Annotated in this window: 18 protein-coding genes; 15 read left to right on the top strand and 3 right to left on the bottom strand. The window is 51.8% G+C overall.

The window, feature by feature from the left end; all coding sequences use genetic code 11:
* Nucleotides 1-40: 40 nt before the first annotated feature.
* From NQ534_RS04575 to NQ534_RS04555, 5 genes are all read left to right on the top strand, one after another.
* Nucleotides 41-1,855, top strand: coding sequence for a hypothetical protein (locus tag NQ534_RS04575; RefSeq protein ID WP_006860880.1), 1,815 nt, complete (start codon nt 41-43; stop codon nt 1,853-1,855).
* Nucleotides 1,856-1,927: 72 nt separating this feature from the next.
* On the top strand, nt 1,928-2,893 hold the full coding sequence (locus NQ534_RS04570) for an ABC transporter permease (protein ID WP_006860881.1): 966 nt from the start codon (nt 1,928-1,930) through the stop codon (nt 2,891-2,893).
* A gap of 19 nt (nt 2,894-2,912) precedes the next feature.
* On the top strand, nt 2,913-3,857 hold the full coding sequence (locus NQ534_RS04565; RefSeq protein WP_006860882.1) for a carbohydrate ABC transporter permease: 945 nt from the start codon (nt 2,913-2,915) through the stop codon (nt 3,855-3,857).
* 134 nt (nt 3,858-3,991) lie between these two features.
* Nucleotides 3,992-5,215: a hypothetical protein gene (locus tag NQ534_RS04560; protein WP_006860883.1), complete on the top strand. Its 1,224-nt coding sequence runs from the start codon at nt 3,992-3,994 to the stop codon at nt 5,213-5,215.
* Nucleotide 5,216: 1 nt separating this feature from the next.
* The gene (locus tag NQ534_RS04555) at nt 5,217-6,221 is read left to right on the top strand and encodes an aminomethyl transferase family protein (protein ID WP_040782248.1); all 1,005 of its coding nucleotides are present in this window, start codon (nt 5,217-5,219) and stop codon (nt 6,219-6,221) included.
* Between the two features lie 68 nt (nt 6,222-6,289).
* Here the strand turns inward: NQ534_RS04555 and NQ534_RS04550 are convergent, their stop codons facing one another.
* The 3 genes from NQ534_RS04550 to NQ534_RS04540 form a co-directional block, all read right to left on the bottom strand.
* Entirely contained in the window at nt 6,290-7,837 is a 1,548-nt protein-coding gene (locus NQ534_RS04550) for a PucR family transcriptional regulator (RefSeq protein ID WP_040782251.1), read from the bottom strand.
* A gap of 222 nt (nt 7,838-8,059) precedes the next feature.
* The gene (locus NQ534_RS04545; protein WP_006860888.1) at nt 8,060-8,911 is read right to left on the bottom strand and encodes a phosphotriesterase family protein; all 852 of its coding nucleotides are present in this window, start codon (nt 8,909-8,911) and stop codon (nt 8,060-8,062) included.
* Between the two features lie 281 nt (nt 8,912-9,192).
* Nucleotides 9,193-10,206, bottom strand: coding sequence for an SDR family NAD(P)-dependent oxidoreductase (locus tag NQ534_RS04540; protein ID WP_006860890.1), 1,014 nt, complete (start codon nt 10,204-10,206; stop codon nt 9,193-9,195).
* Between the two features lie 241 nt (nt 10,207-10,447).
* On the opposite strand from NQ534_RS04540, the gene NQ534_RS04535 reads away from it, so the two are divergent.
* From NQ534_RS04535 to NQ534_RS04490, 10 genes are all read left to right on the top strand, one after another.
* The gene (locus tag NQ534_RS04535) at nt 10,448-10,846 is read left to right on the top strand and encodes an alpha/beta fold hydrolase (protein ID WP_143115708.1); all 399 of its coding nucleotides are present in this window, start codon (nt 10,448-10,450) and stop codon (nt 10,844-10,846) included.
* Nucleotides 10,847-11,026: 180 nt separating this feature from the next.
* The gene (locus tag NQ534_RS04530) at nt 11,027-11,509 is read left to right on the top strand and encodes a DUF1016 N-terminal domain-containing protein (protein ID WP_006860893.1); all 483 of its coding nucleotides are present in this window, start codon (nt 11,027-11,029) and stop codon (nt 11,507-11,509) included.
* A 99-nt stretch (nt 11,510-11,608) separates the two neighbouring features.
* Nucleotides 11,609-12,178 carry a PDDEXK nuclease domain-containing protein gene (locus NQ534_RS04525; protein ID WP_242655320.1) on the top strand — a complete coding sequence of 190 codons (570 nt, stop codon included), beginning with the start codon at nt 11,609-11,611 and terminating at the stop codon, nt 12,176-12,178.
* Nucleotides 12,179-12,567: 389 nt separating this feature from the next.
* Nucleotides 12,568-13,932: an MATE family efflux transporter gene (locus tag NQ534_RS04520; protein ID WP_006860896.1), complete on the top strand. Its 1,365-nt coding sequence runs from the start codon at nt 12,568-12,570 to the stop codon at nt 13,930-13,932.
* A gap of 83 nt (nt 13,933-14,015) precedes the next feature.
* Nucleotides 14,016-16,286, top strand: coding sequence for a glycoside hydrolase family 2 protein (locus NQ534_RS04515; protein ID WP_006860897.1), 2,271 nt, complete (start codon nt 14,016-14,018; stop codon nt 16,284-16,286).
* Between the two features lie 9 nt (nt 16,287-16,295).
* Nucleotides 16,296-18,776 carry a glycoside hydrolase family 2 TIM barrel-domain containing protein gene (locus NQ534_RS04510; protein WP_006860898.1) on the top strand — a complete coding sequence of 827 codons (2,481 nt, stop codon included), beginning with the start codon at nt 16,296-16,298 and terminating at the stop codon, nt 18,774-18,776.
* 27 nt (nt 18,777-18,803) lie between these two features.
* Nucleotides 18,804-20,402 (top strand): GH35 family beta-galactosidase, encoded by a 1,599-nt coding sequence (locus NQ534_RS04505; RefSeq protein ID WP_242655321.1) that lies wholly within the window; start codon nt 18,804-18,806, stop codon nt 20,400-20,402.
* 18 nt (nt 20,403-20,420) lie between these two features.
* A complete protein-coding gene (locus NQ534_RS04500) occupies nt 20,421-22,226 on the top strand; it encodes a family 43 glycosylhydrolase (RefSeq protein ID WP_006860900.1) in 1,806 nt (601 codons plus the stop codon).
* 118 nt (nt 22,227-22,344) lie between these two features.
* Nucleotides 22,345-23,583, top strand: a complete 1,239-nt coding sequence (locus NQ534_RS04495; RefSeq protein WP_006860901.1) for a helix-turn-helix domain-containing protein — start codon at nt 22,345-22,347, stop codon at nt 23,581-23,583.
* 122 nt (nt 23,584-23,705) lie between these two features.
* Entirely contained in the window at nt 23,706-25,193 is a 1,488-nt protein-coding gene (locus NQ534_RS04490) for an MFS transporter (RefSeq protein ID WP_006860902.1), read from the top strand.
* The last annotated feature ends 45 nt before the right edge of the window (nt 25,194-25,238 follow it).

Here is a 25,238-nt window from a genome sequence, read left to right as displayed (position 1 = left end):
TACGGGAAGCTGGTCCGGAAGAACACTTACGATTCAGGGATTGTCGGCGACAATTTCCGGAAGCAACGGAAGTTATTCCTTTGTATGGAATGACGCGACCTTCACCGGAAGCAGCGCACCGCCTGCTGACGGAAGCAGTTCGGACAATGGTAATAAAAAGCCGGACAACAGCTCTGACAAGAATCCGGACAACAATAATACCGATAAGCCGGGCAGCACAAACGGTAACCAGGGCGGCAGCTCCAATAACAATAATAACAATCAGAACACAGCAGACGGAACATACGTGTTAAATGGCAGCGTACCGGGATACGGTATGGTAAACGGCTCCTATGCCCAGATGGATTGGCCCTGCGAGCTGACACTTTACAGTGATAAGACATATGTTATGACGCTTAGCTCCAGCGGTATTACCGTTGAAGCACAGAGAGGTACCTATACCGGTATTGCAGACGGAGCAGTGCTGACGATGACGCAGTCCGGTAAGGATATGTTGAACAACATTATCTTCCCGGCAGGAACGACGATGAAAATGAGCGTCACCTATGCTTCGGACGGTAAGACAGTGAAAACGATTTCTGTAGGAATCCCAAGCTCTCCGGCGCTATATACACAGCCGGGAACGGTTACATATGAAAATAAGGGCGGCACAACGAAACCGGAAAAACCGGAAACCCCTCCGACAGAAACAGAGAAGGAGACAGAGAAACAGCCGGACAGCGAGCCTGAGACAGAATCAGAACCGCAGACGGAGACAGAACCGGTGACAGAACAGCCGGCAGTAAGCTACGCAGGAACCTACACCGGAACACACGGCGGCTACTTTGCGGCAACGCTGGTGCTTGCTGAAGACGGAACGGCGCAGTATACAGTAAATATGCCAGAAAACTACGGCGGAACCCAGAACTTTACAGGAAGCTGGAGCGGCAATGCGGTATCTCTGATGGAAGGGCAGCTCGTTCTGACGATTGCAGAAGCAGGCGGTACGGTTACCGTGACGAATGCGGAACAGGGCGTCAACCTGACGAAAGAAGGCAGCGGTTCGACAGATGAATCTGAGAAGCCGTCGGAGTCGGAGCCGGTAACAGAACCGGAAACGGAGCCGGAGACAGAATCAGAAACAGAATCAGAGACAGAATCAGAACCGCAGACGGAGACAGAACCGGTAACAGAACAGCCGGCAGTAAGCTATGCGGGAACCTACACCGGAACACACGGCGGCTATTTTGCGGCAACACTGGTGCTCTCTGAAAACGGAGCAGCGCAGTACACGGTTAATATGCCGGAGAATTACGGCGGAACCCAGAAATTTGCGGGAAGCTGGAGCGGCAATACGGTATCTCTGATGGATGGTCAGCTTACTCTGACAATTACAGAGGAAAATGGCACGGTTTGCATTAAGAATGCGGATATGGGCGTTGACCTCAAAAAAGGTACGACGGCAGCAACTCCGGTGACGAAGCAGGCGGCTGCGAAGAAAGCATCCAAGGCTAAGAAAGCAGAAACCGAAAAGGCAACAGAAGCGAAAGCAACAGAAGCCGTGACGGAAGCAGAGACAAAAGCAGAAACCACAGAAGCCGTGACGGAAGCAGCAAAGGCTGAGGCAACGGAGGCTGTGACGGAAGCAGCAACGATTGAGGCAGCATCTGAGGCAGAACAGGCACAGACAACAGAAGCACCTGCAACAGAGGCACCGGCAACAGAAGCTGAAACAAAAGCAGAAGTAAAGGCAACTGAGGCGCCGGCGACAGAGGCGAAGGCAACAGAAGCCGCAACGGAAGCGGCAAAAGCAGAGACAGAAAAAGCGCCTGCACCTGCCGAAAAAGAAACAGAAGAAACAAAGGAAACAAAGTAGCAAACAGGTGAAAGAGGCTGTCCGCTAATTTATGCAGCAGTCTCTTTTGTCATATAAAACAGGAGCTGGATTATGAGTAAAGTGATTGCAAAAAAAGGAGCCCGGTCACCGGGAATCAATAAAAAGACATGGAAAGAGGACCTGAGAAAAAACTGGATCGTATACGTCATGTTCCTTCTGCCCTTTACCTTCCTGTTCGTTTTTAACTATATGCCTATGGCATGGCTTGCGATGGCATTTGAGGACTTCAGCTTCCGGAAGGGAATTCTGGGAAGCGACTGGGTAGGATTTGCGAATTTTGCCCGTCTGTTTTCGCTGGACCAGTTCTGGCTGGCATTCCGGAACACCGTGTGTATGGCGCTGATTAATCTGGTATTCGGCTTTTTCTTCCCGCTGGTGCTGGCGCTGCTGCTGTCAGAGGTGCGGGTGAAATGGTTCAGACGAGGCGTCCAGACGATTTCCTTTCTGCCGTATTTCATTTCCACCGTCGTTGTGTGTATGATGTTTAAGCTGTTCCTGGATAAGGACGGCATCATCACGGAGCTGCTGGTGGCGATTTTCCACATAACGCCGCAGAATCTTCTGACAAACGGAGATATCCCGGTGTTCTGGCTGATAAATGCCTTTATTGAAGTGTGGCAGAAAACGGGTTACAGCTCGATTATGTTTGTCGCGGTGCTTTCCAACATCGACAATTCCATTATGGAAGCGGCGGCGATTGACGGGGCAAACCGCTGGGACCGGCTGGTGAAAATCAAGCTGCCCGCTATCATGCCCTTCGTGCTGACCATGCTTACCCTGAACGTCGGACTGATTTTCATGCAGGGCTTTGACAAAATCCTTCTGCTGTATAATTCCGATATCTACAGCGTTGCCGACTGTATGCAGACCTTTACCTACCGGTATTCCTTTACCGGAGCGAAGCCGGACTACGCGCTGTCGACAGCAGCCGGTCTGTTCCAGTCTGTGATTGCCACGGTGCTGATGCTGATTTCGAATTATATGCAGGCAGGACTGCAGAAGAAGAACGCCGCATAGCAGAAGGGAGATTGAGAAGATGGATAATAAACATTTATCAAGAAAGAAGCCGAAGGAGGGAATGGTGCAGGGAAAAAGCGTAAGCGGGACGATTGTGGATATCGTCATTATCGCGATGCTGTGCCTGGTAGTCCTGATATGCATCGTGCCGATGTGGCACGTGCTGATGAGCTCCATCTACAGCGACCCGCAGCAGTTGATTTCCAACGAGGGAATTACGTGGTGGTTCGGAGATTCTGTGAATCTGGAGGCGTACCGGATTCTCTTCCAGGAAACGGGCGGAAGCTTTGCGGACGGAAATGTGCTGCGCGGAATGTTTAACACCATTCTTTACATGGTGGTCAACGTCGTGTTCGGTCTGGTCTTAAACGTAATCGCAGGGTACTGCCTGAGCAGGAAGACGAAGCTGCAGAACTTTATGAAGCTGTTCTGTATGCTTTCCCTGGTATTTTCCGCCGGGACGATTCCCACTTATATCGTGCTGCGAAACCTCGGTCTGACCGGCACGGTCTGGTCGCTGGTGGTTCCGTCCTGCACGAACGGTATGTTTATGGTGCTGGCGATGAACGCGTTTCTGTCGGTGCCGGAGGAAACGGTCGAGTCGGCGAAAATTGACGGGGCTGGTCATCTGACCACCATGTTTAAGGTCATGCTTCCGCAGGCGCGGGGACTGATCGTGGTAATCATGATCAATACGGCGATTCTCCACTGGAATTCCTGGTTCCAGGCGTCGATTTACGTGCCGAACAGCAAGGAACTCTGGCCGATGCAGCTCTGGATACGTGAAATCGTGGAGACGAGCAACCAGAATTATATGATGGTATCCGGCGGCGAGCTGCAGCTCGTGAAATATCTCGTGCAGTTTGCGGCAATCGTCGTATCGACGGTTCCGATTCTCTTCGCATTCCCGTTCTTCTACCGGGTGCTGGAGAAAAATACAGTTGCCGGAGCCGTAAAAGGATAAGCGCGAAAAATTCCGGAGGGTGTCTGATTGCGGGGCGAAATAATCCGACATCCTGCGGATAGCAAAAAAGCAGCCGGAAGATTAAGATAAAAGTAACCTGCCGAAGGGCAAATTATTGAAGGAGGGTATTATTTATGGGTTCAAAGACAAAGGAGGCAACAAAATGCTTTCCCTATAATGTTTCGGATGTAAACCTGCGGGACGCGGACAGCAATATGCGTCTTTACAGGGGCATGTCCTCTCCGTGGGGAGCAATCAAGAATTTTTATGAGACGTACAAGTTTATGAATCGTCTGGGCGCGGAATTCTGCCTGGCGACATTCCACACGCTGCGCGTGGTAATTCCGGAATACGAGAGAAGACAGACCATGCTGTCGGATAACTGGGCACAGCTGATGGACTATTGCTGGAGCCCGATGGCTGGACAGATCGGACCGTTTGAGGACCGTTTTGAGAAGGAAATCCATGTCTGTGATTACGACATCGCGGGACCGGAGGCATGTGATCTGTCTCTTGGCGGAGGCTCCCACTTCTGCTATGGTCTGGCAGGATGTCCGCTGAACGCAATGGATCCGGAGAGAATCGGCATGGGCGACGACTACTGTCTGGCGATTCAGGAGACGAAACGGAAATACGGCAAGCATCCCAACACGAACGAAGAGGATAAATTTGACGAAGAACAGTATGAATGGGAAGTATGGGGACCGGCTGCCGCAAAGAGCAGACCGAAGCCCTGGCCGAAGAAGGAGTATCCGTCCTTTATCGACACCGGATATTTCGAATCCCCGACGGGAGCAAGATGGACAGCAGGAGAAATGTATCAGGATAATGTGGGCGGCTTCCCGATTGCGTATGCATACAATGCGATTGATTTGTACCGCAACAAGTTTACCGATGAAGAGCGGGCGCTCTGGGATCGTGTGATGCCGGCATTGTTTGAAGCGTGCGGCAAGTTCCAGTTCGCTGATTTCCATACCCGCAAGGCGACGAGGGAATGGATGGGCGTTCCGGCAGATGTGGAGGATTCGCGTGTAATGGGTTCCTGGATATCGATGGTATTCCAGTCCAGGGATGTAGACTGCAACTTCACGAAATTTGAGAGCGACGAGACCATCATCGAAGGCGACATGATGAAATGGGATATGCTGGGAATGTATCCGGAGAACAACGAGATGTACCGTCAGATTTTCGACGGCAACGTAAAAACTCTGGTAGGCGCCCAGTGGAGCGTTGATATGGAGGAAGACAAAGAACAGAACAAGATACGGTACCGGATACATAAACGTGCTATCGGTTTCCGCAGACAGAAGCCGAATACCGGTGTAGAGAACTATGAGGGAGCAAAGGAGGGCAAATAAGATGTTATTAATCAGTACAGACGAAAGCTGCAGACATCAGCATGAGGTCATCCGGAATACAGTGGGCGTATATTATTTCACGCACCGTCTGATTGAGGTGACCGGTGCGGATGCGCTTGTTCTCCTGGAGCGGCTTTATCCGTGCAGGATTTCCAAACTGGATATCACAAAAGGAAAATATACGATGCTGCTGACGGAGGAGGGCATCCCCCAGGATGACTGCGTCATCACAAGACAGGGTGAAACTACCTACTGGATTTCCACACTTCATGTGCCGCGTATTATGCGTGAGATGGAAAATGCATCCGACGGTCTTGATGCAAAGTGGGAGGAAATCACGAAAAAAATTGATATGTATGCCGTGCAGGGACCGCGTGCGGAGGAAATGGTAGAACAGCTTCTTGAGGTGAATCCGCATGGACAGAAGCGTTTCCAGATGGTGGAAAACCGTCTCGGCGATATTCAGATAAAGGCGGCAAAGGGCGGCTACACCGGCGAAAAGGGCTATGAGATTTACTGTGACGTAAAGGATACGGAAGCCGTGAAGCAGATGCTCTGCGCAGAGGTAGGAAAATACGGCGGCGAATTTGTGGATGAGTTTGACGTAATCGCCTATACGCTGGCGACGGAAGCCGGACTGTATCTGGTGACAGATTTCGACGACGCCACACCGTTTGAGACCGGCATGGACTGGATGATCGACTGGACGAAGGAAGAATTCCTTGGCAGAGACGCAGTTCTGGCGGCAAAGGACCAGCCGATGAAAAAGAAACTGGTCGGCATCACGGTGGATGATCCAAACGTAAAGGTTCACGGAGGACCTTACGGAGCAGTGGTGTCCAAAAACGGAAAGGAAATTGGACGCGTTACTAAATTTACCTACGGCTTTACCGTCGGAAAATGGGTCGGCATGGCTCTGATCAATGCGGGCAGCGCAGAAACAGGAGAGCATGTGACTCTGGACTGGGATGTAGATGCAGTTGTGACGGAACGGAAATTTATCTGACAGAAGACAGAAAAGAAGACATAAAAAGGGGCGGGATACTGTGCGCAGGCACAGCGTTCCGCCTTTCCTCATTTCCTTTTTTTGCTGTCCAGGTACTCCTCCAGATAGATGCATATCCGCAGATAAAGCCTGCCCTCCGGTGTATCCATATCCGCCAGCGTCCGGATTTTTTCCAGCCTTGGCTGCAGGGTGCTGCGGTGCAGATAGAGCTCCTGGGCGGTTTTGGAGGCGTTGCATTCGTTGTCGAGATAGCGCTTCAGCGTGTCCCAGTAGTCCACGCCGGTGTCCAGCTCCTTTAGGGCACGCAGCCCCTCTGTAAAAATCATATCCTTATCAAATTCCCCCACACAGTGCTCCAGCATATAGGGGAGGATAAAGTCGCCAAAGGGGTAAATCAGACGCTCCGGCTGGGAGGAAAACCCGGTTTTCAGCATGGCGAGCGACTGCCGGTAGTGGGTGTGGCTCTGGAATATATCGGTAAAGGCATCGCTGATGCCCGCCCGGAAATTCATGTCCTTCAGATAGGGCTCCAGAATATCGCAGACAGTATTGCGGCAGGTGTCTCCGGCGGGAATCATGGAAAAACATACGATCCGGTTGTCCATGCCAAAGGACAGGGTATAAGGAAGCATATTTTCCAGAACGGCGCAGAGATACTCCTCCGGAAGCTGCTTGTCCCGGTTGGCGCTGTCGATGGTGATACAGACCCAGTGCCCGAAGGCGACCTGGTTCATTTCCAGAAGCTGCCGCAAATCAGCTTCGGCGGCGGACAGCTCCTCCTGGCTGATGGGGAAGCACTGCAGCAGCGTATAAAAGATGGATTTCATACTGATGGTCTGCTCCGAGGGAATATTGGAGGGACGCGATAATGCCCGCCGGATGTATCTGGCAAATTCCTGGAACAGAAGAAAGTCCCGCGGAAGCATGGGGCGGCATTTGTCCCAGAGAGTGCAGGTGCCGGCGTACGTGTCGCCGTGGTAGAGATTAATACAGTAATTCTGTCCTTCGGGATTGTTCTGCTGCCCTTTGTAAAGAAAGGGCTCGCGCATCCGGATATTACGGGAAAAAAAGTCTTTAAATTCGAGACTGACATCGTCCGGGACACGTTCCAGATCATTCCGGATCTCGATAGCGCTGGCGTCGCCGCCCGCTTTTACATCGCAGGTGACAAGAAGATTCAGCTTATAGTCGGAAATCGTGATGCAGTTTTCGAAAAGCGGCAGGCTCGTCTGCACCAGCGCGCTGATGTCGGCTCCCTGCTCCATCAGCCCGTCCATCCGGGTCTTCCAGTCGGTAACGATCTGGAACAGATGGACGACATTGTTGTAGAGGGACAGGATGTCGGTCTTGTCTTCGATATAAAAGATATTCCCTTTCCATTCCCATCCGTGACGGATGGAAGCGGGCTGGCTTCCAATACACAGGAACAGGCAGGGAACCGGACAGGCGGAGGGCAGATCCTTACAGCGGCAGATATACAGATGATTTTCCGCGGGCTTCATGCCCGGCAGAAAAAATACCGGGAAGGAGAGCGCCTGGTCCGCCATGCTTTTTCCGATGGTCGTCACCTGCCAGGTCTCGCATAAATAGTGATAAAGAAGTAAAGATGTAATCATTTTTGTAACCGTCCATATGCGTGAAGATTTGTCTGCCGGGCATTTGTAAAAAATACCCGGCAGAGATAAAGATATTATAGCACGGATAGGGAATATTGTCGAATATTATCTGGAAAAATTCCGCCATGTTGCATGATTTTAACAGAAACAAAAGAATGCTATGCTGAAAAAAACAATAAAATCCCTTTTGCCGGGCGGGGTTACTGCTGCGTCAGCGTCCGTCTAAGGAATATCAAATGCCAGAAGTCTTGCCGGATTGTCGCAGACAAGTTTGCGGATATCTGCGTCGCTGACGATATCAGACATCGCTCTGAGCGTCGGGAGGGCATTGACTGCAAAACCGGTAAAGCCGGTATATCCGAAGGAAGCGCTGTGGGATTTGTCGCTGACGTCGTGCCCAAGGACGATCTGTCCCGCATAGCCGCGCCGGATCAATTCCACCAGAGCCTTCAGACGGTCATTATTATCCGGCAGAATAGATACCAGGGAATCCCAGGAGTCAAAACCGATTGTGCAGCCCATATCCAGAATTTTGCACTGAAGGTCGATATTTACGGTGCGGGTCTGCTCAAAATTGCGGATATAGTCGTCCATAACATAGGGGACGCGCAGGTACTGATCCAAATGCATCATGTTCAGACGGTCCGGGCTGACACCGGCATCCAGTGCGCATTTTGCCACGCTGATAACCTGCTCCGGCGTCATGGGCACAGCCGTGTGGACGTGCAGGGAAAGACCGGTTTCCGCGGAAAGACGGGCGAGAGCGCGGAGCGTTGCCCATTCGCAGGCGGGAATATCGCTTCCGGGACCAAGGGAGCTCATGCCGCATTTGAGAAAGCCGGGATAAATACCGGTATCGCCGATACCATGCTCCACTTCATCTTTACACATCTGATAGACCGCGTTTTCGTCCATTTCCAGATATTTCTGCGGACGGCCTTTTTCATAATAAAGACCGGTGCAGACGATAACATGGACGCCGGTCGCCTCCGAAGCCTGGCGGATGAGCTGCACGTCGCCGCGCAGAGGTACGGGAGACGCGTCCACTACAGCGTTGCCGCCCACTTTTGTCACGGAAAATCTCCAGCTCCTTTTTCAGCCATTCCACATCATCATTGGTGGAGCAGCCGTCAGAAAACAGACCGCTGCCGCTGCGCAGAAAAGCCATGATAAAATCCTCCTTACGTATAGATTATGAGCCAAAGGACAAATGGAAATAAGAAACATTTGCCGGGCAGCTCAGATTATAATGCCGGGGGCAAAATTCCTCCAACGAAGATGCCCGCCGCGAGCGCAGCGGGCAAAAAAGAGATAAGTGTAAGACATATGCAGTCAGTTTTTTGTGTAAGCTTCGTTTAGTCGTAGCTGCCCTTGTTTACCGCCAGAACAGATTTTGTGACAGTGGCATCTTTCAGCAGCTCCTTCGGAACGCGCTCCCGGAGTTCTTCCACTGTCCAGGCGCCGTCCTTCCACAAATCCTTGAACATTGTGTTGTATTTATCCATGTTGCTCCACAGAGAAACTTCTCCGTCGGCGCCGACCTTTACCACCAGTCCGGTAGCCTCAAATTCTTTTGTGCACATGTAGCCGAGAACCGGAATCATGCGGTCTGGCGGAAACTTCTGTGCCGCCGGGGCAGCCGCTTCGATATACGACGGGTCGATACCCTCTGCGCGGTACTCCGCAAGCATGTTAAACCAGCTCCGGGTTCCGGCGTTGGGGGTGTACGCGTTGATGGAAATGCCGTCGCCTGCCAGGTCCTGTGCGATACCGCGCGTCATGGCAGCCACACCGCCGCAGGCAGCGCTGTAACCGCACATACCTTCCAGACCGACCTGTCCTTCCGAGGATGCCAGAAGAATGCGTCCATAGCCCTGCTTCAGCATATGGGGCAGAGCGTAATAAATGAGATAGAAGGAGGAATCAAGCTTTGAACGGACGCAGGTCTCCCAGTTTTCCGGTTTCATTTCTTTTACATTGCCGGTCCAGGTGGCGGCGGCATTGTTTACCAGGATGTCGAGGCGTCCCCATTTTTCGATGGCGGCATCCACCAGCTTTTTGCATCCCTCCGGTTTGCTGATATCCGCATATACCGGACATGCTTCGCCTCCTGCAGCCTGCACATCGGGGTTGGAATTGACTGCCTCTGCAGCGGTTTCCGCGTCGCCGATGATAGTGGCAAGCTTTGCCTGGTCGTCCTCGTTTAATTTGACAAATTTTCCGTCGTGCGCCTGCATGGAGGAGCCTTTTTTACGGTTGTTGGTGAAGACCTTGCAGCCCTGTGAAGCCATCCACACAGCCAGGTCCTTTCCGATGCCCTGACCGGAGCCGGTGATGATAGCTACCTGGTCTTTTAACAGATTACCCATATTGTTGTTCTCCTTTCAGATTAGATAGTAAAATCGAATACTTTCTGTAAATTATCGTAACGCCATCAGGGGGAAATTAAAATCCGGCAATGTGTTGGATAATTTTTTTGTTTGATTCGCCAAAATGTCATGGCGTGTGATTTCATCATGCTTGGATATAATGCAAAATATAGACGCTAATTTTTCTAAATAATATATTTTTTGACGAAAAACCCCAAATACTCCAGGATGCGCAATGACCATGATGGAAAAAGGAAGCTATGAGAGCGTGCCGGAGGAGCTGGCGCTTCAGATGGTGGTATCCAGAAAGTTTATCCGTGAAAATCCGGAGGCGGCGGAGGGCGTCCGCAGGATGGTTGCCGCCACCAGGGACGATAATCCGGGTGATGCGGAGGCTTTTGAACATCAGCAGGTTGCTCTTGGCAAATTTGATATTTATGACAGGCTGCCGGAGATTAAAGCAAAAACACTGGTAATTGCGCCAAGATATGATATTGTAATTCCGCCTGCGAATGGTGCGCTCATTGCAACGCAGATTGAAACGTCGGATTTGCTGTGGCTGCCAAACAGCGCGCATCCCATGATTGAGGATACGGAGCTGGTTGCCCGGAAGGTTAAGGAATTTCTTGATGCGGAATAAGTTATAACGGTACCTGTGAAAAAAGAAGATAAGCTGTCGGTGCCAGGCACCCGGAAGGGAAACTCCGGGTGCTATTTTTGACCTCTTGATTGCACCATTCGCATTTCTATGCTAAGATAGAGGAAATAACGTGAACACTGAGTTTTGAGCGGGAATAATGGTAAGGGGTGGCAATAAGCAGTGGAACAGAACTCTCAAAAAACAAAAAAAAGTCGTGAAAAAGAAACGGCAATTTTGGATTCAGTGAGTCCAAAATTCAACAGAAGCATGATTGCTTATCATGAAATCGGAGATTTATTTGCCGATACCTGTGAAATTGTAGAAAGTGCCCAGAGCATAGCTTATGCTGCTGTTGATACGATTCTGGTTCAAAGGAACTGGTTGATTGGCAAGCGAATTGCAATGGAGTGTCTGGACGAAAACGGAAAAGCAGGCTATGGTAAAAAGACAATGAAGAAATTGTCTGCTGAATTGAAAGAAAAATATGGAAAAGGCTTTGACTTTAGCAGCTTATACAAGTATGTGAAGTTCCACCAGGAGTTTCCTCAAATTCTGGACTCACTGAGTCCAAAGTCTGGTCGTCCGCTGTCATGGACGCATTATAGAATCCTGCTTCAAGAAACATCACCAGAAGCAAGAGCCTGGTATGCAAAGGAAGCTTAGGAACAGGCGTGGTCTGTTCGTACTTTGCAGCGGAATGTTTCTTCTCAATATTATTACCGGATGTTGATGTCTCAAAACACAGAGCCAGTTGAAAAAGAAATGAAGGAACTGACAGCTTCTTATCAGGCAGATAAGCTGGAATTTATCAAGAATCCGGTCATAGCGGAATTTCTGGGTCTGGCTTCTAATGCGGATTTTACAGAAAGTGAGCTGGAGCAGAGAATTATTACGCATATTCAGAAATTTCTTATGGAAATGGGAAAAGGATATGCCTTTGTTGCAAGACAGCAGCACATCCGTACAGAAAAAGAGGATTACTATATTGATCTTGTTTTTTATAACTATATCTTAAAATGCTTTATTCTAATTGATTTGAAAACAACTAAAATCACGCATCAAGACGTCGGGCAAATGGATATGTATATCCGTATATATGACGAAATGAAACGAAATGAGGGAGACAATCCTACATTAGGTATTATTTTATGCTCTGATACGGATGAGGACATTGCGAAATATTCTGTTCTACACGGACACGAACAGCTTTTCGCATCAAAGTATAAAACTTATCTTCCATCGGAGGAACAGCTTCGGGAAGAAATTGAAATTCAAAAGAGATTTTATTATTTACAAAAAAAGGAAGATGAAGAACTGGGTGAGGATAGTTAAATCCTAAAAAATATAGTGTGAGATTATGGAATGGCGTTTATATCGCCTCTATCTAAAGGCAAGCAGCGAATCTAAGAAACAGATGCGCTGCTTCTTTTTTTGCAAAAAATAGAAAAGACCCGGCGGACAGGAACCACTTAACTATTGACGGACAGACAGCACCCACCATTGTAAATATAAAAAATTACTGAATTCTGCAACAGAAATGCAAATGATGTCGCTTATCTTTCGGATGACGAAATATTGCCGGTTGAATGGATTTACCGTTTTCCATATACTAAAGATATCAGGTATGAAAGGTCTGAACCCACAGGAACCTGCCCGGAGGCAGGACACCGGGAAGCGCTTACATATGAGCAGAAAAGAAAGGAACAGGGAGGGTGCAGAAGATGCAGACGAAACAGGAGCAGTTATTCCGCGATGCGGGCGTGTGGAAGGCAATCGCCAATCTTGCCGTTCCGGCAATGATATCTATGGTGGTGATGCTTTTATACAACATGGCGGATATGTTTTTTGTCGGACAGGCGGGGAATACCGCGCAGGTGGCGGCGGTGTCCATTGCGGGACCGGTATTTACGCTGATCATGGCGGTCGGGAACATGCTGGGCGGCGGTGGCTGCGTATTGATTGCAAAAACGCTGGGCGAGAAGGACGGCGACAGAGTGAAGCTCTACTCCAGTCTGTGCTGCTGGGGAAGCCTGCTTTTCGGAATTGTGTTTGCCGCTCTGGCAGTGGTTTTCGCTGACCCTCTGCTCGGATTTCTGGGAGCGAATGAAGAGACCTGGCAGTATGCGAAAATGTATCTGACGGTGCTGGCGCTGGGGGCGCCCATAATGATTTTTACCACGGGCTTCGGCGGAATCATCCGTGCGGAGGGCGCCATCCGGGAGGGCATGATTGCAAACCTGCTTTCCACGGTGACAAACATCATTCTGGACCCCGTTTTTATCCTGGTATTTCATCTGGGCGTAGGCGGAGCCGCCATAGCGACCGTGCTGGGAAACGCGGTGGGCGCGGTGTACATTATTTTCTACGTGAAGACGAAGGAAAAGAAAAACGAAACCAATTTCACCTTAAGCCCATCTTATGCCCGCCGGAACCCGTGGGAAATCCGCAGGGTGCTGGCAATCGGGGCGCCCAATGCGATAAACAGCGTACTGGTCGGCTTTGCGTCGGCAATCGCAAACCAGCTCCTGGCGCAGTACGGAACGACCGCCGTGGCGGCGATGGCGGCGGCAGGAAAATCCACGATGGTCATTTCCATGATACAGATGGGAATCTGCATGGGCGTGCAGCCGCTGCTGGCGTACTGCTACGGGGAACGCAATGTGAAAAGAATCCGGGAGACGCTGGTGAAGCTCTCCATCCTGACCGTGGGAATCGGTCTGACGGTGACCGTGCTCTGTCTTTTTAACAGCAGGATACTGATTTCGCTGTTCTTAAAAGAGCCGGAGGCGCTGGCGCTGGGGCGGGAAATGATATCGATGCTGGTGCTGTCCGGACCGTTCCTGGGCGTATATTATCTTGGCTCCAACTTCCTGCAGGCGTCCGGCAACGCGCCGATGGCGACGCTCGTATCGACGCTCCGCCAGGGGATATTTCTGATACCGCTTCTGTACATCATGAACGGGCTCTTTGGCGTAAAAGGAAATATTCTGGCGCATATCATCGCCGATATAACGGCGGCTGCGGTGGCGGCGGTGCTGGCTCTGCGGCAGTACCGGAAGCTGGCGAAAAACAAAATTTTGTGCTAGTTTTAACTTAAATTATTCTATTAGGAGAGCGGAGGGGTTTTATATAATAAAGGCAAGAAGAAGGATGGAGCAGGAGGCACCTTATGAGAGAATATACAGAATTTATGGAACAATGGAGGTTTGTGAAGAAGGACATCGGCGCAGGGGCAGCGGCATCGGAGGTCATTGATGCGGCTTTCGGAGAAATGGTTGATCTGCCCCACACCTGGAATGCCGTTGACGGACAGGATGGCGGCAATGATTACTACCGGGGAAAATGCTGGTACGTAAAGCGGCTTCCGCATATGGAGCTGGAGAGAGATGAGCAGCTCTGGCTGGAATTTCGCGGGGTTGCCATGATGGCGGAGGTTTATGTCAATGGACAGCTTGCCGGGAAGCACGATGGCGGTTATTCCACCTTCCGGGTAAATCTTACCCCCTGGCTGGCAGAGGAAAACACCATAGCCGTCTCTGCTGACAACAGCGCGGTGCGCACCATTTATCCCCAGAAGGCGGATTTCACGTTCTACGGCGGTATCTACCGGAACGTCTATCTGATCCGCGTGCCGGAGGCGCATTTTGCGCTGGGCTACTATGGCGGAAACGGTATTAAGGTGACGCCGGAGGTAAAGGAAAACGATGCGGCGGTCACGGTGGAGGGCTGGACGGAAAACGCGCCGGATGGCACAAAGGCAGCGCTGACCATTCTGGATGCAGAAGGAAACGTGGCGGCGCGCTCTTCGGTACAGATAAAGGAAAATTGCCTGAAGGAGGAGCTGACGCTTAACCAGGTGCATCTGTGGGACGGAAAAGAAGACCCCTATTTATACACCCTGCGGGCGGAGCTGCTGGATGCCGGAAATACGGAGGTTCTGGACAGCGTGGAGCTGCAATTTGGCTGCCGCACGTTCTTTGTTGACCCGCAGAAGGGATTTTTCCTGAACGGCAGATCCTATCCGCTCTGCGGGGCGGCGCGCCATCAGGACAGGCAGGGTGTGGGCAACGCCTTAACGTGCGCCATGCATGAGGAGGATATGAAGCTTCTGCTTGAAATGGGAGCCAACACCATCCGCCTCGCCCATTATCAGCACGACCAGTATTTCTACGAGCTGGCGGACCGCTGCGGTATGATTGTGTGGGCGGAGATTCCCTACATTACGGAGCACATGCCGGAGGCAAGGGAAAATACGATTTCCCAGATGACGGAGCTTATCGTGCAGAATCATCATCATCCCTCCATTATCTGCTGGGCGCTTTCCAATGAGATTACGGGAACGACGGGCGTCACGGAGGATCTGATGGAAAATCACCGGATACTGAACGACCTGTGTCACAGACTGGATAAAACAAGATCAACCTCGATGGCGCATATCTTTATGTTAAGTCCGGAGGAAGAGCTGGTGACGCTGCCGGATATCCGCTCGTATAATCTGTACTACGGCTGGTACGTGGGAGAGATGGAGGACAATGACAGCTGGTTTGACAGCTATCACGAAAAGCATCCTGATGTGGCGATGGGGCTCTCCGAGTACGGCGCGGATGCCAATCCGCAGTATCAGAGCGCCAGCCCGCAGAAGGGAGACTGGACGGAAGCATATCAGGCGCTGTATCATGAACACATGCTGGAAATGTGGAGCAAACGCCCGTATATCTGGGCAATGCATGTCTGGAACATGTTCGACTTCGGCGCGGACGGGCGCGACGAGGGCGGAAAACCGGGTCAGAACCAGAAGGGGCTTGTGACCTTCGACCGGAAGACGAAGAAGGACGCGTTTTATATTTATAAGGCTTATTTATCCAAAGAACCCTTCGTGCATATTTGCGGAAGCAGATACGTGGACAGAACGGAGGAGGAGACGGAGATTAAGGTGTATTCCAACCGCCCGGCGGTGACGCTCCTGGTGGATGGAAACGTAATGGAAACGCTGGAGGCGGAGAAGGTATTCCGCTTTAAGGCGGCGATAAGCGGGGAGCATGTGATTGAAGCGAAGGCGGGCGCCTGCAGCGACACCATAAGGATACGCAAGGTGGAGCAGCCCAATCCGGATTACCGGAAAGCCGGCGGGGAGGTCGTAAACTGGTTTGACAGGGACGACGAGATCGTCCGGGAGGGCTATTATTCCATCAAGGACAGCATGGGAGATGTGAAAGCAAGCCCGGAGGCGCTGGCGGTGTTTGACGAGCTGGTTGCGCCTGTCCAGGCGAAGGCGGCGGAGGCTTACGGGGACGTGGCGAAAAACATACAGCTTCCGGAGGAAATGCAGAAAATGATGGACCGCATGAGTGTGGAAAATACATTAAAGCAGCTGGCGGGACTGGTTACGCCGGAGCTGGTTCATAAGCTGAACAACCGGCTGAACCAGATTGCAAAATAGGAGACGAAGATGAAGAAAATAAACATAGACAGGGCATGGGAGTTTATGCTGGGAGAGCCCTCCAATATTCCGGGGATGACAAAGCAGAGCCGGACGGTAAATCTTCCGCATGATTTTATGATAGAATCGGATGTAAAGGCGGATTCCGTAAACGGGACGAACACCGGATTTTACGACGGAGGAACCGCGACCTACACGAAATACCTGGAGGTGCCCGAAGAGTGGGAGAATCAGCGGGTCCTGGTGGAATTTGACGGCGCGTTCCGGGATACGACCGTGATTTTAAACGGACATATTATGGGGCGTCATCATTATGGCTACACGCCGTTCCGGACAGAGCTTTCCAGCCGCTTAAAGTGCGGCAGGAAAAACCGTCTGGCGGTGCTGGTAGGCAACGACGCCGAGCCGAACAGCCGCTGGTATCCGGGCGGCGGTCTTTACCGTCATGTAAATCTGCTTCTGGCGCCGCAGGTGCATATTGCCCCGGACGGGATATTTGCCCATACGGATCATATCGTAAACGGGGACGCCTTTGTGACGGTGGAGGTTACGGTGGAGAATCACACGGCAAAGGAACAGGACGTGTGGGTGCGGATAGCGCTGAAAAAAGAGGATGAAGACAGAAGCGCTGCCGCCTGGGGAGCGGTGAAGATACATATTCCCGCGGATTCCTCTGCCATCGGGCGGACATGCGTGTGCGCGGAGAATGCCGCCATCTGGGATATTGACCATCCGGATCTGTATGTGGTGACGGCGGAGCTGACAGACTGCCGCCCCGCAGGACTGGAGGAGATAAAGGTACTGGACAGCGCGGAGACGCTTTTTGGTATCCGCACGATTTCCGTGGATGCGAAAAACGGGTTTATGCTAAACGGAAGGAGCCTCAAGCTGAAGGGCGGCTGTATTCATCATGACAACGGGATCCTGGGAGCAGCGTCCCTGTACGAAAGCGAGTACCGCAAGGTGAAGCTGCACAAGGAAAACGGCTACAATGCGCTCCGCTTTGCCCACAACCCGATGTCGGCGGACCTTCTGGAGGTATGCGACAGGCTGGGCATTCTCGTCATGGACGAAGCCTTTGATACCTGGAAGATGCCGAAGAACCGCCATGATTTCTGCCGTCATTTTGAGGCGGAATGGAAGCAGGAAATGAAGAGCTTTATGACGAGGGACCGCAATCATCCCTGCGTGATTATCTGGTCCATCGGCAACGAGCTGCCGGAGCAGGGCGGACTCTCGGACGGCTATCAGACCTCCGCAGAGCTGGCGGAATATGCCCGCAGCCTGGATTCCACCCGCTTTATCGGAGGCGCCATGTGCTCCTTCTTCAACGGTCTGGACGATGAGGACACCGGAAAATTCTGGGAGTCCCTGATGGAAGAGGCGATGAAGAGCGGCGGAACGCTCAACAATCTGGACGGCGAGTACGGACGGAAAATCTGGAATGATTATACAGAAGCCTTCTGCGCGCCGTGGGATGTTGTCGGTTATAACTATCTGAATTATCATTATAAAGAAGCGGGAGAGCTGTTCCCCGGCAGGGTCATCTGCGCGACCGAGAGCAAGCCGCGCCAGGGGGAGGAATACTGGGCGGATGTGGAAAAATATCCGTATCTTATCGGCGATTTCGTCTGGACCAGCCAGGATTATATCGGGGAAGCCGGAATCGGCAAGACTGTTTATGCGGAAGCCGCAGAAGCGCAGGCGGAGGCGCAGAAGCTGAATTTTGTGCAGTATCCGTGGCGCACGGCGGGAGCCGGTGATTTTGATTTGTGCGGTTTTGAAAAGCCGCAGCTTGCATACCACAGAATCATCTGGGGCTCGAAGGAGACGTATATTGCCTGCCACAATCCCGCTAATTTCCACAAGGTGGAGCTTCTTGGCAGATACGGCTGGTCTGACTGCGCGAATAGCTGGACCTGGGACGCAGAGACAGGCTGCGATATCAAGGTAGAGGTTTATTCCGGGGCGGACGAAGTGGAGCTTCTGATAAACGGTGTATCCGCAGGACGCCAGAGCGCCGGAAAAGAGCATCACAACAAAGCCTGCTTTCTTGTAAAATATCAGCCGGGCACGCTGGAGGCAATCAGCTATACGGATGGAAAAGAGGTTTCCCGCGACTGTGTAAAGAGTGCGGGAGCGCCTGCCGGATTGAAGATTACTGCCGATGAGCGGGCGCTGCGCCAGAATGTGCTGAAGGCGGACGGACAATCCCTCTGCTTTGCAGTCGTAGAGGTGGTGGACGCTGATGGCAGGCTGATTCCATATGCCGAGACAGAGGTTCATGCAGAAGTAGAAGGCGCGGCGTCTCTGGCGGCGTTCGGCACGGGAAGAACGGCGACAGAAGAAAACTATACCGCTGGAAAGGTTCTTTCTTATCACGGAAGGATGCTGGCTGTTGTGCGGTCCGGCTATGAGAAGGGAACCGCCATACTGCGCGTATCCGCAGAGGGACTGGAGGGCGCAGAGCTGGAGATAACGGCAGAGTAGAACCGAAGAAAGGAAATGGAGGAGAATATGTATCCTTATATCAGACAACAGAACGGAACAAAGCTGCTTATGGTGGACGATAAGCCTTTTATCATGCTGGCGGGGGAAGTCCACAACTCAAATTCCTCCTCCGTGGAATATATGGAAGGGGTGTACGACCAGGCGGACAGACTGGGAATGAACACACTTCTTCTGCCGGTAAGCTGGGAGCTGACGGAGCCTGAGGAGGGCGTTTTCGATTTTTCCCTGGTGGACGGGCTGATTTTGCAGGCGCGAAGAAGAGGGAAAAAGCTGGGGCTTTTATGGTTCGGCGCCTGGAAAAACGCCCAGTGCTACTATGCGCCCGAATGGGTGAAAACGGATCTGGTACGGTTTGCGCGCGCGCAGGTGGAAAAGGGAAAGAATTTCATCCGCAGAAAGGATTTCTATGAAATGCCGTACACGACGCTTTCCTATCTGTGCGACGCTACGCGGGAGGCGGACGCGAAAGCGTTTGCCGCGCTGATGGCGCATATCCGCAGCATAGATGAGACGGAAAATACGGTGATTACCGTGCAGGTGGAAAATGAGACGGGACTGATGGGGACCGCAAGAGAGAATTCCGATCATGCAGATGAGCTGTTTTACGGAAGAGTGCCGCAGGAGTTTGCGGATTACATGAAAGCCCACACGGAGACGATGGTTCCGGATGTCCGGGAAGCGGTAGAAAACGGCGCCGCAGGCGGAAGCTGGAGTGAGGTGTTCGGAGCCTGCGCGGAGGAGCTGTTCAGCGCCTACTATGTGGCGGGCTATGTGAACGCGGTCGCGGCGGCGGGAAAGGCGGAATATCCCCTGCCGATGACAGCAAACTGCTGGCTGGACAAGGGGGAGGCGCCGGGAAAATATCCGACCGGCGGTCCCGTATCCAGAGTGATGGAGGTATGGCGGTACCGTGCGCCGGAGATTGACGTCATCGCGCCCGATATCTATGTTCCGGACTTTCTGGGAATGTGTGATGAATACACAAGACGGGAAAATCCGCTGTTTATCCCGGAATGCGCGACGCACAGCTATGCCGGGGCAAGACAGGTGTACGCGGTGGGACATTACCACGCCATGTGCTATTCGCCCTTCGGCTTTGAGGATATCGGAAAGCCCTTCTCCGCGACACAGTCCTACCTGTTCGGTGTGGACGTCACGGACCCGGCTCTGAAAACGCCGCAGGATGTGGAGGAATACGGCTGGTATTCCAGAGCGCTGGCGGAAATGATGCCTCTTCTGTGCAGCAAATACGGCACCGGGGATCTGCAGGCGGTATCCAGCGAGCGGGCGGCGGAAAATACCATGCTTTTTGGTACCTTTGGCTTTACCGCTGTGACGGACAGCCCGATGCTGTCCGGAAAGAACGGCGTCTGCATGGTTGTAAAGGAATCCGAGGATACGTTTTATATTTTGATAAACAAGGCGGCTATCGCATATTTTTCCGCGGATGCGGACAGACCGAACGTGGACGTGCTCTCCTTTGAAGAGGGCGTCTTTGAAAACGGCGTCTGGAAGGCGGGACGGCGGCTGAACGGAGACGAAGTGGTCACACTGATTTTCCAGGAGCCGACGCTGCTGAAAATCCGGCTGTTCGCGTATTTATAAGAAAAGAGGCATCATAGTATGAAAAAATATTTTTGTAATCCTGTGAATATTAATTACCGATACCAGTTTAACCAGGACACCACGCAGGGAAACCAGATTATCATCGACCGGGAAGCGGCGGACCCGTCCATGATTCTTTTTAAGGGAAGATATTATATCTTTGCGTCCATGACGCTGGGCGTCTGGGTGTCGGATGATCTGGTGAACTGGGAAAATCACCGGCTGCCGGACAGTCTGCCGCTGTATGATTATGCACCGGATGTGCGGGTTATGGGAGAATACGTGTATTTCTGCTCATCGAAAAGAGGCGAGGCGTGCAATTTCTACCGCACGAAGGATGTGCTGGCGGGACCCTACGAGGAAATCCCCGGAACCTTTGATTTCTGGGATCCCAATCTTTTTGTCGATGACGATGGAAGAGTATATTTTTACTGGGGCTGCGCAAGCGTGAAGCCGATCTGGGGCGTGGAGCTGGACCCGGAAACGATGAAGCCCATCGGCGAAAAGAAGGGATTGATCTGGGGCGATTCCTTTACAAAGGGCTTTGAGCGGATGGGGGAGGACAATACGGTCACGCCGCTCACAAAAGAGGAGCTGGACGCTGCAGTTTCCGCCTTTTTGAAAAAGCAGGGCATTCCGGAGGACATGGAATTTCCGGAGGAGCAGATGGACATGCTGAAGGGCTATCTGGGCAAAGCGCCCTATATAGAAGGCGCGTGGATGAATAAATTCAATGGAAAATATTATCTCCAGTATGCGTTCGCGGGCACCCAGTACAACATCTACGGGGACGGCGTTTACGTGGCGGATTCTCCTCTGGGAGATTTTCAGCCTGCAAAGAACAATCCTTATTCGTTTCATCCGGGCAGCTTTATGCCGGGAGCGGGACACGGCTCCACCATGCAGGATGAGGCGGGAAACCTCTGGCATGCAGCGACGATGCGCATCAGCGTGCACCATTCCTTCGAGCGCCGGGTGGGCATCTGGCAGGCGGGACTGGATGAGGACGGAGAGCTGTTCTGCAACCAGCGCTACGGCGACTGGCCGCAAAGCCTGGAGGAGGGAGCACAGCAGAATCCCTGGGCGGAGCCGCAGTGGTATCTGTTAAGCTATAAAAAAGCGATGACAGCCTCCTCCTGCGAGGAAGGAAAGGGACCGGAGCTGGCTGCCGATGAAAATGTACAGACCTGGTGGCGCGCCGCGACGGCGGAACCCGGACAGTGGCTTCAGATGGATCTGGGAGAAGCTTATGACGTACATGCGGTGCAGATTAATTTTGCGGATGACAAAATAGAGATACCGGTGCCCGGTGAAATCCACAAAACGTCACAGCCGCGGTACATCGACGACAGAAATCACCGGACCCGCTGGATATTAGAGGGTTCCCTGGACGGCGGGGAATGGTTTGTGCTGGAGGATAAATCCCAGGCGCAGACAGACCTGACGCATGATTTCCTGGTCTGGGAAGCGGGAAAACAGGTGCGCTTCCTGAAGCTGACGATTCTGGAGGTGGCTTATGAACAGAAGCCCTGCATTTCGGGACTGCGCGTATTTGGTCTTGGCAGCGGGGCGCCGGCAGAAGCGCCGGAATTTACGGCAAAGCGCACAAACGAGCTGGACATGGAGGTCGTTATTAAGGACAGCGGCGCGACAGGATACAACATCCTCTGGGGCTTGTCCCCGGATAAGCTGTATCACAGCTACCTGCTGTATGGCACAGAAAAAAGAATCGGCGCTCTGGTAAAGGGCAGCGAATACTATGTCCGCGTGGACGCTTTCAACGAAAACGGTATCACACACGGAAAGACAAAGAAACTGGAATAAAAATACTGCAATGATTCCGGACTGCCGCAAGGCGGTCCATTTTTTACGCTCTTTACAGAAAACGGTATTTTATTTATAATGTAGAGGTACCCTGCATCATCAGACATGGAGATAAAATATGGAAATAGATGTTATCAGACAATTAGAGGAGCTGGTCAAAGCATTCGGTGTGAAGCTGATTCGCATGGACAGCCGGATGACGGAAGAGGACGACCTTATGGAATTTGACCAGGGGCTCAGACGTTTTCTGGGGTATCCCTATGAAATCGAACGCGGATTCCGTATGATGGAGAAGCATTATAAAGAAAAGATACTGTATCTGGTCCGGGATTCCTTCGAAGAGCATTACATGAGCTTCCGGATACCGGAGGAGCATTGCAGCGACGGCAGGCAGGAGTTTATCCAGATAGGACCGTACATCATGAGCAATCCGGAGGAGATCGTGGAGAGGGTGATAGAACGCCTCGGACTTGCGCCTTATCTTTCGGAAGAGCTGAAGGAGCATTACTACAGCGTTCCGATTCTGGCGGATTCGGACGCGCTGCTGGGCGTTGTTCTGACGCAGCTTGGTTATCTCTGCCGCGACCGGGAAGGGCTGTCCATTACGCGGGTGGAAAACTACAATGAATTTAATGAAAAACCGCACAAAGAAGAGCAGGAAGAGGAGGATTCGCTGCGGATAGCTGCAGTGGAGGAGCGCTACCGCTACGAGGACCAGATGATGGAAGCCATCCAGATAGGGGATATGGAAAAAATCATGGAGGTCACACAGGGCTTTAAGCACTACCGCCTGAAGCCGAGAAACGATGACAACCTGCGCGATGTAAAAAACATGATGGTGGTGTGGAATACGCTTTTCCGGAAGGCGGTGCAGCAGGCGGAGGTGCATCCCGTATATATAGACCGGATTTCGGAAGCCTTTGCAAAGCAGATTGAGAACGCCGCCCGCGTCACGGAGCTGGCGGATTTAAGCCATGTCATGATGCGCAAATACTGCCTCCTGGTCAGAAATCATTCCATGCGCGGCTATTCCAGCGTCATCCGCGACGCCGTGAACTATATAGACTTTCATATCAGGGAGCCGCTATCTCTGAAGTCCATCGCGGAGGAAGTCAATATCAGTCTCAATTATCTGTCCGCGCAGTTTAAAAAGGAGACGGGAAAGACGCTGACGCATTACATGAACGAAAAGCGCATCCAGTCATCCCTCATCCTGCTGGCGACGACTGATCTGCCCATCCACGAGGTGGCGGCGCAGGTCGGCATTTATGATGAGAATTATTACGCCCGGCTTTTTAAGAAATTCCAGGGGCAGACTGCCAAGCAGTACCGCAGTATGATGCGGATGAAGCCGTAATCGCGGGCTGCCTTCCATGCAATAAAATTGTGCTAAATTTCCGTTGTTTCTTTCTAAAAAATACGGCAGGTCTGGATTAAAATGTACTACAGATAAAATCAATATACCAAAGGAGAAGAACAATGGAAAAGAAAAAGAAAATATCACGTTCCGAACAGGACGGCATTCAGTACAGACGGGCGAAAAACTGGCAGATTGCAATTTCGCAGCTCTGTACAGCCGCGCCGATGTGTTTCTATTTTCTGATGACCTATGCAACCTACATAGGCAACAGCAACTTTGGCATTCTGGTAGGTGTTACCGGACTTGTCATGACGGTATCCCGTCTCTTCGACGGCATTACCGACCCGATCTGTGCGTATCTGATTGAGCGCGTCAATACCAGACACGGAAAAATCCGTATTTTCATGCTCGCCGGCTGGGCGGTGATGTCGCTGGCTACCACAGCGATGTGCAACTGGGGCGCCGGACATCTGTACGGTACTTCCGGACTGATTTTCTTTGTAGTATGCTATCTGCTTTACATTGTCGGTTATACGCTGACAGGCGTTTCCACCAACCTTCTGGGACCGGTCATCACTAACGACCCGGAGCAGCGTCCGATTGTCGGCGTCTGGTCCACGGTCTACGGCTATTTCGTTCCGATGATTATGTCCATGATTGCGATGGTGGTACTGCTTCCGCGTTTCAACAATGAAATCGGCACGCCGTTTCTCTCTGTTCTGAATCTGGTGTGCGTGGGCGTATCGCTGGTACTGTTCCTTATTTCCTGCATCGGAGTAAGCGCTTTTGATAAGCCGGAAAACTTCCGGGGAATTGTCGGAAAGGACAAAAAAGAAGAAAAGCCGTCCATGCGCGACATGCTTAATGTAATTAAAGATAACAAAGAGCTGCAGAGATACATCATTGCCGGAAGCTCGGACAAGCTCGCGCAGACCATCGGCGGCGCGTCTGTCGTATCAACGATGCTGTTTGGTATTATGATTGGAAATATGTCAATTTCAACGATTATTTCCGCAGTGGCAATGATTCCTTCCCTTTTGTTTGTGGTTATCGGAGCAAGACTGGCGGGAAAAAGAGGAAATATGAAGACGGTAGTGGAATGGACCTGGGTCTGCATCATCTGGAATGTGATTTTTTCCGTATTCCTGCTGCTTTCGGACACGACTTCCATTACGGTTTCGATATTGCCGACGGCAATCTTCCTCATTATGATGCTTGGAAATAACGCGACAAAGATGGTCGTATCGACGGCGACGGCGGCAATGCGCATGGATGTAATCGATTATGAGCTGTATCGTTCAGGAAAATATATGCCGGCTACGATATCTGCGGCATATTCCTTTATCGACAAGGTGATTTCCGCGCTTGGCGCGTCGGTTGCAACGTTTTTAATCGGCTTCATCGGCTATACGATAACTGCTCCGCAGCAGGGAGACCCGCTGACAACAGGCGTCCGTCTCATGACGGTTCTGCTTTACTGCGGCTTCCCGATTCTGGGCTGGATATGTACGATTCTGGCAATGAGAAAGAGCAGGCTGACCAGAGAGCAGATGGTAGTTATTCAGAAAAATATCGAGGAGAAGAAAAAAGCAGCCCAGGCGGGCTGATGCGGCACCGGAGCCGGCGGCAGCGCCTGGCTGACAGGAGAGCAG

Origin of the sequence: Marvinbryantia formatexigens DSM 14469 (genome assembly GCF_025148285.1) — a bacterium.
In the GTDB taxonomy this organism is placed as follows: Bacteria; Bacillota; Clostridia; order Lachnospirales; family Lachnospiraceae; genus Marvinbryantia; species Marvinbryantia formatexigens.
The sequence above is the reverse complement of the archived record's forward strand: the minus strand, read 5'-3'. Positions and strand labels throughout refer to the sequence as shown.